The 13,056-nt window shown below is 75.9% G+C and carries 1 protein-coding gene and 2 pseudogenes; all 3 read right to left on the bottom strand.

What is annotated here, in order from left to right:
• Positions 1 to 6,353: type I polyketide synthase (locus tag F1615_RS37295; RefSeq protein WP_425385680.1), on the bottom strand; the 6,353-nt coding region annotated here is incomplete at its 3' end.
• Between the two features lie 48 nt (positions 6,354 to 6,401).
• Positions 6,402 to 6,626: pseudogene (locus tag F1615_RS37290) on the bottom strand (hypothetical protein); the annotation flags it as partial.
• A 204-nt stretch (positions 6,627 to 6,830) separates the two neighbouring features.
• Positions 6,831 to 13,056, bottom strand: a pseudogene (locus F1615_RS37285) (SDR family NAD(P)-dependent oxidoreductase); the annotation flags it as partial.

Here is a 13,056-nt window from a genome sequence, read left to right as displayed (position 1 = left end):
ACCAGCAGCAGACCACCACCCTCCGAGAACCCCGTACCGTCCGCCGCGTCCGCGAACGCCTTGCACCGGCCGTCCGCCGCCAGCCCCTGCTGACGACTGAAATCCACGAACAGACCGGGCGAGGCCATGACGGTGACGCCCCCGGCGAGGGCGAGGTCGCACTCCCCCGCCCGGAGGGACCGCACGGCGAGGTGCAGGGCGACCAGGGAGGCGGAGCAGGCGGTGTCGACGGTGACCGCGGGGCCTTCGAGGCCGAAGGTGTAGGACAGCCGGCCGGAGACGACGCTGGCGGCGTTGCCGGTCAGCATGTAGCCCTCGAAGTCCTCGCCGGAGGCGGCGAGCATGCCGGTGTAGTCCTGGCCGTTGGTGCCGGCGAACACGCCCGTGCGGCTGCCGCGCAGGGTGCGCGGGTCGATGCCCGCCCGCTCGAACGTCTCCCACGCCATCTCCAGCAGCAGCCGCTGCTGCGGATCCATCGCCACCGCCTCACGCGGCGAGATGTTGAAGAAGGCCGGGTCGAAGCCGCCCGCGTCGGTGAGGAATCCGCCGGTGCGGGTGGAGACGGTGCCGGCCTTGCCGGGCTCGGGGTCGTAGAGGGCGTCGAGGTCCCAGCCGCGGTCGTCCGGGAAGGGCACCAGGCCCTCCTCGCCGTTCAGGAGCATCCGCCACAGCTGTTCGGGGGTGCGGACGTCGCCGGGGAAGCGGCAGCCCATGGCGACGACGACGATCGGGTCGTCGTCGGAGGACCGGCGCGGGGCGATGTCGGCGGTGGCGGGTGCGGTGGCCTCGGCGGCTTCGGCGACCTCGGCGAGCAGGAAGTCGGCGAGGGCGCGGCAGGTGGGGTGGTCGAAGACGAGGGTGCTGGGCAGCCGCAGGCCGGTGATGCGGTTCATGCCGTTGCGCAGTTCGACGGCGCTGAGCGAGTCGATGCCCAGGTCGGTGAAGGGGCGTTCGGGTTCCACGGCGTCCGCGGCGGGGTGGCCGAGGACGGCGGCCACATGGCCGCGCACGATCCGCAGGACGGCGTCGGCCCGTTCGTACTCGGGCAGGGCGGCCAGGTGGGCGTGGAGCGAGGAGGTGTCGTCGGCGGCGGGGCCGGCCGTCCGCCGTGCGGCGTCCAGTGCCGCGCGGGCGGCGGGCAGTTCGTCGAGCAGGCGGCTGGGGCGGGGCGCCGTGAAGGACGGGGCGTAGGTGTCCCAGCGGAGGTCGGTGACGACGACGTGGGTGTCGCCGAGGTCGAGGGCGTGACCGAGGGCCTCGCAGGCGGCGGCGGTGTCCATGGGGTGGACTCCGTGGCGGCGCATGCGGTCCCCGGCGCTGTCGCCGACCATGCCGCCGTCGGCCCACAGGCCCCAGGACACGGACGTGGCGGGCAGTCCGGCGGCGCGGCGTTCGGCGGCGAGGGCGTCGAGGTAGGCGTTGCCGGGGGCGTAGTTGCCGAGTCCCGCGCCGCCGAGGACGCCGGCGGTGGAGGAGAACAGGACGAACGCGGAGAGGTCGAGGTCGCGGGTGAGGTCGTGCAGGGCGCGGGCGGCGGTGGCCTTGCCCCGCAGGACGGGGCCCATGCGGTCGGGCGTGAGCGAGTCGAGCACGCCGTCGTCGAGGGATCCGGCCGCGTGGAACACGGCGTCCAGGGGCCGGTCGGCGGGCAGCTCGGCGAGCAGCCCGGCGAGGGCGGCGCGGTCGGACACGTCGCATGCGGCGAGGGTGACCTCGACGCCGCGGCCGGCGAGTTCGTCGCGCAGCTCGGTGGCGCCGGGCGCGTCGACGCCGCGGCGGCCCGCCAGCACGAGGTGGGTGGCGCCGCGGTCGGCGAGCCAGCGGGCGACATGGCCGCCGAGGGCGCCGGTGCCGCCGGTGACCAGGACGGTGCCGCGGGGCTGCCAGCTCTCGGTGGGGATGTCCGCGGCGGGGGCGTGGACCAGGCGGCGGCCGTGGGCGCCGGTGGCGCGCAGGGCGATCTGGTCCTCCTCGCCGGGGTCCGCGAGGACGGCGGCGAGGCGGGTGGCGGACCGGGCGTCGAGGTCGGCCGGCAGGTCGATCAGGCCGCCCCAGCGGTCGGCGTGCTCCAGGGCGGCGACCCGGCCGAGGCCCCAGACGAGGGCCTGGCGGGCGTCCGGCGCCGGGTCGGAGCCGCCGACGGTGACGGCTCCGCGCGTGGCGCACCACAGGGGTGCCTCGATGCCGAGGTCGCCGAGGGCCTGGACGAGGGCGAGGGTGGTGGCGAGTCCCCGGGGGACGGCGGTGTGTCCGGGGTGGTCGCGGGTGTCGAGGGCGAGCAGGGACAGCACGCCGGCGGGTCGTCCGGCGTCCCCGGCGCCGGTGAGGAGACCGGCGAGGGCGGCGCGGTCGGGGGCCTGGTCGGGCAGGGTGATCCGCCGGACGGTGCGGGCGCCGCCCGCGGTGAGGGCGTCGGCGACGGTGTCGGCGAGGGCGCCGTGCCCGGCCGGGTCGGCGGGGGTGACGAGCAGCCAGGTGCCGTCGAGGGTGGCCGGAGAGGTGTCGAGGGGGCTGAAGGCGACGCGGTAGCGCCAGGCGTCGGTGGTGGCGCGCTCCCTGCGGGTGCGCCGCCACTGGGACAGGGCGGGCAGGACGCTGCTGAGGGGGGCGTCCGCGGGCAGTTCGAGGGTGCCGGCGAGGCTCTCCAGGTCCTCCTGCTCGACGGTCTCCCAGAAGCGTGCCTCCACGGAGTCGGCGGTGAGGGCGCCGCTCGTGGCGAGTCCGGCGGCGGCCTGTTCGCGGACGGTGGGCCAGTAGCGCCGGTGCTCGAAGGCGTAGGTGGGCAGGTCGGTGCGGACGGCTCCGGTGCCGTCGAAGACGGTCTCGAAGTCGACGTCCACGCCGTGCACGTGCGCCTCGGCGAGGGCGGCGAGGAACTGCCGCAGGTCGCCCTGGTCGCGCCTCAGTGAGCCGAGGACGGCGCCGTCCACGCCGGCCGCGTCGAGGGTGTCGCGCAGCCCGACGGTGAGCACGGGATGCGGGCCCACCTCGATGAAGGTGCGGTGTCCGGCGGCGATCAGGCCGCGTACGGCGTCCTCGAAACGGACGGTCTCGCGCAGGTTGGTGTACCAGTAGGCGGCGTCGAGTCCGGTGGTGTCCTGCCAGTTGCCGGTGAGCGAGGAGCGGAAGGGGATCTCCGCCTCGCGCGGGGTGATGCCGTCGAGGGCGTCGAGGACGGTGTCGCGGATCGCCTCGACCTGCGCGGAGTGCGAGCCGTAGTCGACGTTGACCTTGCGGGCGCGGACGCCGTCCGCGGTGAGGACGGCGTGCAGTTCGTCCAGCGCCGCGGCCTCGCCGGAGACGACGACGGAGGCGGGTCCGTTGACGGCTGCGACGGCGAGGCGGCCGGCCCACGGCTCCATGCGGGCGCGGGTGTCGTCGGCGGACAGCGGTACGGACATCATGCCGCCGGTGCCGGCGATGCGGGTGATGGCGCGGCTGCGCAGGGCGACGACGCGGGCCCCGTCCTCCAGGGTGAGCGCCCCGGCCGCGCAGGCCGCGGCGATCTCGCCCTGGGAGTGGCCGACGACGGCGGCCGGGCGGACGCCGTGGGCGCGCCACAGGGCGGCGGTGGCGACCATCACGGCCCACAGGGCGGGCTGGACGACGTCGACGCGGCCGAGGTCGGCGGCGTCCTTCCCGCCGCGCAGCACGGCGGTCAGCGACCAGTCGACGTGCGGGGCGAGCGCCCGCTCGCACCGGTCGATCCAGTCGGCGAACACCGGCGACTCGTCGAGGAGTTCACGGGCCATGCCGGCCCACTGGGCGCCCTGTCCGGGGAAGACCAGGACGGGTTCGGCGCCGCCGGGCACCGCGCTGCCGACCGGGACGGGCACGGTGAGCGGTGCGTCGGCGGCGAGCGCGGACAGTGTCTCGTCGAGCCGCTCGACGTCGTCGGCGAGGACCGCGGCACGGTGGGTGAGGGCGGCGCGTCCGACGGCGAGCGTGTAGGCGAGGTCGGTGAGCGGGGTTCCGGGCCGGGTGCGCAGGTGGGTGCGCAGGCGGGCGGCCTGGGCGCGCAGCGCGGCGGGCGTGCGCGCGGACAGCAGCACGGGCACGGCGGGCAGCGCGGTCCGCGCGGCGGGCCGCTCGGGGGCGTGGGGGGCCTGCTCGACGATGACGTGGGCGTTGGTGCCGCTCATGCCGAAGGAGGACACGCCTGCGCGGCGTGCGCGGCCGGTGTCGGGCCAGGGCTGTTCGTCGGTGAGCAGACGGACGTGTCCGGCGCTCCAGTCGACGTGCGGGGTCGGGTTGTCGGCGTACAGGGTGCGCGGCAGGACGCCCTCGCGCAGCGCCATGACCATCTTGATGACGCCGCCGACACCGGCCGCGGCCTGGCTGTGCCCGATGTTCGACTTGAGGGAGCCGAGCCACAGCGGCCGGTCCTCGGCGCGGTCCTGGCCGTAGGCCGCGAGCAGGGCCTGCGCCTCGATGGGGTCGCCGAGGGTGGTGCCGGTGCCGTGCGCCTCCACCGCGTCCACGTCCTGCGGAGCGAGCCCGGCGGAGGCGAGCGCCTGACGGATGACCCGCTGCTGGGAGGGACCGTTGGGCGCGGTCAGGCCGTTGGAGGCGCCGTCCTGGTTGAGGGCGGAGCCGCGGACGACGGCGAGGACCTGGTGGCCGTTGCGGCGCGCGTCGGAGAGCCGTTCCAGGACGACCATGCCGACGCCCTCGGCCCAGCTCGCTCCGTCGGCGTCCGCGGAGAACGGCTTGCAGCGGCCGTCCTCGGCGAGGGCGCGCTGCCGGCTGAACTCGATGAGGGAGCCCGGGGTCGACATCACGGTGACGCCGCCGGCCAGGGCGAGTTCGCACTCCCCCTGGCGCAGGGACTGCGCGGCGAGGTGCAGGGCGACGAGCGAGGACGAGCAGGCGGTGTCGACGGTGACCGCCGGGCCCTCCAGGCCGAGCGCGTACGAGATGCGGCCGGACAGCACGCTCGGCGAGTTGCCGGTGCCGACGTAGCCCTCGAAGTTGTCGTCGGAGGCCGCGAGGATGCTCACGTAGTCCTGGTAGGTGACGCCGGCGAACACGCCCGTGGCGGAGCCGCGCGCCGCGTGCGGGTCGACTCCCGCGCGCTCCAGCGCCTCCCAGGTCACTTCCAGGAGCAGCCGCTGCTGCGGGTCCATGGCGAGGGCCTCGCGGGGGCTGATGGAGAAGAACGCCGGGTCGAAGCGGCTGGCGTCGTGCAGGAAGCCGCCCTCGCGGGTGTAGACGGTGCCCGGGTGGTCGGGGTCGGGGTGGTAGAGCCGCTCGGGGTTCCAGTTGCGGTCGGTGGGCAGCGGTGAGATGCCGTCGGCCCCGGCGCGCACCAGGTTCCACAGGTCCTCGGGTCCGGCGACGCCGCCGGGGTAGCGGCAGGCCATGCCGACGACGGCGATCGGGTCGTCGTCGACGGCACGCCGCACGGCGGCGGGGGCGTCGGCGCCGGCGGTGCCGAACAGGTCGTCGGCGAGGTGCCGGGCGAGCGCAGCCGGGGTGGGGTGGTCGAAGACGAGGGTGGCGGGCAGGGTGACGCCGAGGGCGGCGCTGAGGCCGTTGCGCAGTTCGACGGCGGTCAGCGAGGTGAGGCCGAGGTCGGTGAACGGGCGTGCCGGTTCCACCTCGTCGGGTCCGCCGTGGCCGAGGACGGCGGCGACGCGGTCGCGGACGGCGGTGAGGAGGGTGCGTTCGCGTTCGGCGGCGGGCCGGGCGGCGAGGCGTTCCAGGACGCCGCCGGGGGGCTGGGTGCGGGCGGCCGCGCGGCGGCGTGCGGGCTCGGCGGCCGGGACCGTCCCCCGGTGGCGTGCGGGCTCGGCGGTCTCCTGGCGGGTGACCGGCGTGGCGGCGGTGTCCGGGGCGGGGCGCAGCAGCAGGGAGCCGACGGTGAGGACGGGTGCGCCGACCGCGTCGGCGGCGGTGAGGGCGAGGGTGTCCGGGCCGGTGCGCTCCAGGCGGACGCGCAGGGTGGTGGCGCCGGTCGCGAACAACCGGGCCGGGCCCGCGGAGAACAGCACGCGGCCGTCGCCGAGGCCGTCGAACGCGCCGAGGCCCAGCGGGTGCAGGGCCGCGTCCAGGAGCGCCGGGTGCAGGTCGTGGCGGGCGGCGTCGGCGGCCGCCGATTCGGGCAGCGCGACCTCCGCGTACACGGCGTCGTCGTCCTGCCAGGCGGCCAGCAGGCCCTGGAAGACGGGCCCGTAGTCGAGTCCGGCCTCGCGCAGCCGGGCGTACAGGCCGTCGGTGGACAGTTCCCGCGCGCCGGGCGGCGGCCACGCGGTGAGGTCGTGGTCCGGTACGGGTGCGGTCTCGGCGGTGAGGACACCGGTGGCGTGCCGGGTCCACTCCGCGGCGGTGTCACCGGCGGGCCGTGCGTGCACGGCGAAGGCGCGGTCGCCGCGGGCGTCGGGCGCCTCGACGCGGATCTGCAGGGCGGCACCGTCGTGCTCGGGCAGCGCCAGCGGGCGTTCCAGGACGAGTTCGCCGAGCTGCGGGCGGCCGGCGTGGGCGCCCGCGGCCAGGGCGAGTTCGAGCAGCGCGGTGCTCGGCACGACGGCGGCTCCGCCGATGCGGTGCGCGGCGAGCCAGGCCGCGCCGCCGCGTGCGGCGAGGCGGCCGGTGAGGAGCAGGGTGTCGTCGGCCGCGGACGGCACGACCGCGCCCAGCAGCGGGTGTCCGGCGGGCACGAGTCCGGCGGCGGCCGGGTCGCCGGACGCGGTGGGCTCGATCCAGTAGGGCCGGTGCTGGAAGGCGTAGGTGGGCAGTTCGACGGGGCGGGCACCGGGAGCGACGGTGCCGAGGACGGCGCGCCAGTCGACCTCGGTGCCGTGCGCGTACAGGGCACCGAGGCCGGTCAGCAGCGTCTCCGCCTCGTCGCGGTCGTCGCGCAGCGTGGGTGCGGCGACGGGGGCGGTGCCCCGCCAGGCGCTCTGGGCGAGGGCGGTCAGGGTGGTGTCGGGTCCCAGTTCGAGCAGCCGGGCGGTGCCCCGCTCCTCCAGCGTGGCGACGCCGTCGGCGAACCGCACGGCCTGCCGCACGTGCCGCACCCAGTACTCGGGGTCGGTCAGCTCGCCGGGCCCGGCGAGGCGGCCGGTGAGGTCGGAGACGACGGGGATGCGGGGCTCCGCGTAGGCCACGGAGGCCGCCACGGCGCGGAACTCCTCGAGCATCGGCTCCATGCGCGGCGAGTGGAAGGCGTGACCGACCCGGAGCCGGGTCGTCCTGCGGCCCCGCGCGGCGAAGTGGGCCGCGACGTCGAGGACGGCGTCCTCGTCGCCCGAGACGACCACGGAGCGCGGGCCGTTAACGGCGGCCAGGCCGAGGGCGTCCTCCCGCCCGTCGAGCAGCGGCAGCACCTCTTCCTCGGCGGCCTGGAGGGCGATCATCGCGCCTCCCCCGGGCAGCGCCTGCATCAGCCGGCCCCGGGCGGCGACGAGCCGGCAGGCGTCGGGCAGGCCGAGCACCCCCGCCACGTGGGCGGCCGCGATCTCGCCGACGGAGTGGCCGAGCAGGTGGGCGGGCCGCACCCCGAAGGACTCCAGGAGCCGGTAGAGGGCGACCTCCACGGCGAACAGCGCGGGCTGGGCGTACTCGGTGCGGTTCAGCAGCTCGGCGTCGTCGCCGTGCACGACCTCGGCCAGCGGGCGGGGCAGCAGTCCGTCGAAGTGGCCGCAGACGGCGTCGAAGGCGTCGGCGTAGGCCGGGAAGGTGTCGTGGAGGCCGCGGCCCATGCCGGGCCGCTGGGTGCCCTGGCCGGCGAAGAGGAACGCGGTGCCGCCCGCGGTGAGGGTGTCCCCGGTGACGACGGCCTGATGCGTGGTGCCGTCGGCGAGGGCGCGGAGCCCGGCCAGCATTGCGTCCCGGTCGCCGCCGGTCACGACCGCCCGGTGCTCCAGCGGGGCACGGGTGAACGCGAGCGCGTGGGCGACGTCGGCGGGGTGCGCGTCGGGGTGCTGTTCGGCGTGTGCGAGGAGCCGGGCGGCCTGGTCGCGCAGGGCGGGCGCGCTGCGGGCGCCCAGCAGCCACGGCAGGGCGGCCCCTCCGGTGCCCTCACCGGTACGGACGGGCGCGGGGGATTCGTCGGCCGCCGGGGCCGGTTCGGCGAGGATGACGTGGGCGTTCGTGCCCGACAGGCCGAACGCGGAGACACCCGCCCGGCGGACGCGGTCGCCCGCGGGCCACACGACGTCCTCGTCGAGCAGCCGTACCCGCCCGCTGTCCCAGTCGACGCGTGAGGACGGCCGTCCGGCGTGCAGGGTGCGCGGAAGGGTGCCGTGGCGCAGGGCGAGGATCATCTTGATGACACCGACCGCGCCGGCGGCGGCCTGCGTGTGCCCGAGGTTCGACTTGACCGAGCCGAGCCACAGCGGCCGGTCCTCGGCGCGGTCCTGGCCGTAGGCCGCGAGCAGGGCCTGCGCCTCGATCGGGTCGCCGAGGGTGGTGCCGGTGCCGTGCGCCTCCACCGCGTCCACGTCCTGCGGGGACAGCCCCGCGGAGGCGAGCGCCTGACGGATGACCCGCTGCTGGGAGGGACCGTTGGGCGCGGTCAGGCCGTTGGAGGCACCGTCCTGGTTGACGGCGGACCCCTCGACCACCGCCAGCACCCGGTGGCCGTTGCGGCGCGCGTCGGACAGCCGTTCGACGACGAGGACGCCCACGCCCTCCGCCCAGCCGGTGCCGTCGGCGTCCTCGGAGAACGCCTTGCAGCGGCCGTCGGGCGCGAGACCGCCCTGGACGCTGAACTCGACGAACGCCCCCGGGTCGGCCATGACGGTCACTCCGCCGGCGAGGGCGAGGTCGCACTCGCCGGAACGCAGCGACTGCACGGCGAGGTGCAGGGCGACCAGCGACGAGGAGCAGGCGGTGTCGACGGTGACCGCCGGGCCCTCCAGACCGAGCGCGTAGGAGACGCGGCCCGAGACCACGCTGCCCGCCTGGCCCGTCAGCAGATGGCCCCCGAGGCCTTCCGGCACCTCGGTCAGACCGGTGGCGTAGCCGGAGCTTCCGGCGCCGACGAAGACCCCGGTGCGCGAGCCCTTGAGCGTGGTCGGGGCGATCCCGGAGCGCTCCAGGGCCTCCCACGAGGTTTCCAGGACGAGCCGCTGCTGCGGGTCGAGGGCCTGGGCCTCCCGCGGGCTGATGCCGAAGAACGCGGCGTCGAACGCGGCGGCCTGCGACAGGAAGCCCCCGGCCCCCGTGTCGCTCGCCTCCCGCAGCGCCGCCAGGTCCCAGCCCCGGTCCTCGGGGAACCCGCCGGCGGTGTCACCGCCGGCGGCCAGCAGCTCCCACAGCCGGTCCGGACCGTCGATGCCGCCCGGCAGCCGGCAGCCCATGCCGACGACGACGACCGGGTCGGTGTCGGTGGCCCGCACCGGCACCTCGTGCCGGTTCTCCGCGCTCCCGAACAGCGCGTCCCCGAGGTGGGCGGCCACGGCGAGCGGAGTGGGGTGGTCGAAGACCAGGGTGCTCGGCAGGGCCACGCCCGTCTCGGCGGTCAGGTCGTTGCGCAGTTCGACGGCGGTCAGCGAGTCGAAGCCCATCTCGCGGAAGGCACGTCCGACGGTGACGGCGGCCGGGTCCGCGTGACCGAGCGCGGCGGCGGCCCGGCGGCACACCAGGTCGAGCAGGGCCGCGTCGCGCTCCTCGGCGGTGAGCGGCGCGAGCCGTTCGCGCAGCGCACCGCCCTCACCGGCGACGGACACCGGGGACGAGGGTGCGGCGACGGTGCCGGAGGTCAGGGCGGCTAGCAGCGGGCTGGGCCGGCCGGTGGTGAACGCGGGCACGAACCGCTCCCAGTCCACGTCGGCCACGACCACGGTGACGTCCCGGGCGGCCAGGGCACGGCCGAGCGCGGTGAGCGCGGCATCCGGGTCGAGCGGACGCAGACCGCGCCGTCGCAGCAGCGTCCCGGCGGCCTCGCCGGCGGCCATGCCGGTGCCGCCCCACGGCCCCCAGGCCACGGACGTCCCGGCCAGGCCACGGGCACGGCGGCGTTCGACGAGCGCGTCCAGGTGTGCGTTGGCGGCGGCATAGGCGGCCTGCCCGCCGCTGCCCCACACGCCCGCGATGGAGGAGAACGTCACGAAGGCCGACAGGCCGCTGTCGCGGGTCAGTTCGTCGAGGTGGCCGGCGGCCTCCGCCTTCGCGGCCAGCACCGAGGCGAGCCGGTCGGGGGTGTACGAGGCGATCACGTCGTCGTCGAGGACGCCCGCGCAGTGCAGCACCGCGTCGACGGGGTGCTCGGCGAGCAGCCGCGCGACGGCCTCCCGGTCGCCCATGTCGCAGGCGGCCACGGTCACCCGCGCCCCGAGCGTCAGCAGTTCGTCCCGCAGGTCGTCGGCGCCCGGTGCCTCCGGACCACGACGGCTGGCCAACACCAGTTCCCGGGTGCCGTGTTCGACCACCCAGCGGGCGACCCGCGCCCCGACGGCGCCGGTGCCGCCGGTGATCAGGACACGCTCCGGCGCCGTCCACTCCGCGGTGGCGGCGGGCGCGGGCGCGGTCACGAGCCGACGGGCGTAGGCGTCGCTGCCGCGTACGGCGACCTGGTCCTCGTCGGAGGCGGCGAGCACCGCGGCGGCCCGGGCGAGCGAGCGCCGGTCGGGCCGTGCGGGCAGGTCGAGAAGGCCGCCCCACACGTCAGGGCGCTCCAGCGCCGCGACCCGCCCGAGGCCCCACACCGCGGCCGGCTCCGGCTCGACGACCGCCTCGGTACCGCCGCCCACGGCCACGGCACCGCTGGTCACCAGCCACAGCCGGGCCGTGAGTGCGGCGTCCGCGTGCGCCTGCACGAGGGCGAGGGCGGTGGCGACGCCGGGCAGACAGGACAGCACACCGGCCAGCGGCTCCCGTCCGGCGCCCGCTCCCCGCAGCAGCTCGGTGAGCGCCTCCCGCTCCGTGCCGGCAGCGCACTCCACGCGCTCGATCCCCGGCACGAACTCCTCGACACCGGGCAGCGCCACGCCGTCGCCGGACTGGAGCAGCAGCCACCGCCCGGGCACCGTACGACCGTCGCCCGGCTCCAGCCGGTCCCACCGCACGCGGTAACGCCAGGAGTCCACCGTGGTCCGCTCGACCTGGTCGCGACGCCACGCGGACAGCGCGGGTACGACGCCGTCCAGCACCCCGCCGTCGAGGCCCAGCACACCGGCGAGCTGCTCGGTGTCGCCCTGGTCCACGGCGTTCCAGAACGCGTCCTCCCCGGCCGTCGTCACCGCCCCCGAACCGGTCGCGGCGTGCGCACCACGGCGCGGCTCGGGCCAGTACCAGGAGCGCTGGAAGGCGTACGTCGGCAGGGGCGCGGGGCGCACCCCTGCGAAGACGTTGTCCCACCCGACGGGGACCCCGGCGGTGTGCAGCGCCGCCACAGCCGCGTACAGCGCGTCGGCCTCGGCCCGGTCCTTGCGCTGGACGGGCCGGCAGACCACGCCGTCGGCGTCACCGAGCACGGTACGGGTGAGGGCGGTGAGGGTGCCGTCGGGGCCGACCTCCAGGAAACGGGTCACGCCGTGGGTGGTGAGTGTGTTGACGCCGTCGGCGAAACGGACGGCCTGACGGACGTGGCGCACCCAGTAGTCGGCGGACGCCAACTCGTCGTGGCTGGCGAGCTGTCCGGTCACGTTCGACACGACGGGGATGGACGGGGGTGCGTAGTCGATGCGTTCGGCCACCTCGCGGAAGGCCTCCAGCATGGGGTCCATCAGCGGGGAGTGGAAGGCGTGCGAGACCCGCAGGCGGGTGGTGCGGCGGCCCTGCTCCTTCAGTACGGAGACGACCTGCTCGACCGCGTCCTCGACCCCTGCGACCACGACGGCACGGGGGCCGTTGACCGCCGCGATCGACACCTCGCCGGTGTGGCTCTCGAGCAGAGGCAGCACCTCGACCTCGGCGGCCTCGACCGCCACCATCACGCCACCGGACGGCAGTTCCTGCATCAGCCGGCCACGCGCCACCACAAGCGAGCAGGCGTCCTCCAGCGACATCACCCCCGCCACGTGCGCGGCAGCGATCTCACCGATGGAATGGCCGATCAGGAAGTCCGGGCGTATTCCGAAGGACTCCACCAGGCGGAACAGGGCCACTTCGACCGCGAACAGCGCCGGCTGCGTCCACTCCGTGCGGTTCAGCCGCTCGGCGTCGTCACCGAAGACGACGTCCCGCAGTTCGTCGCCCACGTGCGCGCACACCGCGTCGAAGGCCTCCGCGAACACGGGGAACGTCTCGTACAGCTCACGGCCCATCCCCGCCCGCTGCGCACCCTGACCCGAGAACAAGAACGCCGTGCGGCCTTCGTTCGCCGTACCCGTGGTCATGTGGGGATGAGGCTCGCGCTCTGCCAGCGCGGTCAGCCCGGCCAGGAGTTCGGTGCGGTCACGCCCCCAGAGCACAGCTCGGTGCTCGAAGGCGGTACGCGTGGTGGCGAGCGCGGCACCGATTTCTACGGGGTCGCTCCCGGGCGTGGATCGTACGGCGTCCAGGAGACGGGCGGCCTGGGAGCGCAGGGCATCCGCGCTGCGTCCGGACAGCACCCACGGCACCACCGGCACGGGAACGGACTCGACCGGCTCCACGGCATGCGTGGGTGCCTGTTCGAGGATGATGTGGGCGTTGGTGCCGCTGAGGCCGAAGGACGACACACCCGTCCTGCGTGGGCGATCGGTGTCGGGCCAGGTCTGCTGTTCGGTCAGCAGGCGTACCGCCCCGGACGACCAGTCCACATGCGAGGACGGCTCGTCCACGTGCAGCGTCGCGGGCAGCACCCCGTGCCGCAACGCCTCCACCATCTTGATCACACCCGCGACACCCGCAGCCGCCTGCGTATGCCCCAGGTTCGACTTCACCGACCCCAACCACAACGGGCGCCCGGCGTCACGCCCCTGACCGTAGGTGGCCAGCAACGCCTGCGCCTCGATCGGGTCCCCGAGCCTCGTACCCGTCCCATGCGCCTCCACCGCGTCCACATCCACGGCCGACAACCCCGCCGACGACAACGCCGCACGAATCACCCGCTGCTGCGACGGACCATTCGGAGCCGTCAGACCATTCGACGCACCATCCTGATTGACCGCCGAACCCCGCACCACC

It is taken from the genome of Streptomyces marokkonensis, assembly GCF_008312835.1.
In the GTDB taxonomy this organism is placed as follows: Bacteria; Actinomycetota; Actinomycetes; order Streptomycetales; family Streptomycetaceae; genus Streptomyces; species Streptomyces marokkonensis_A.
Note: the sequence above shows the minus strand (reverse complement) of the source record. Positions and strands in the feature narration are given on the sequence as shown.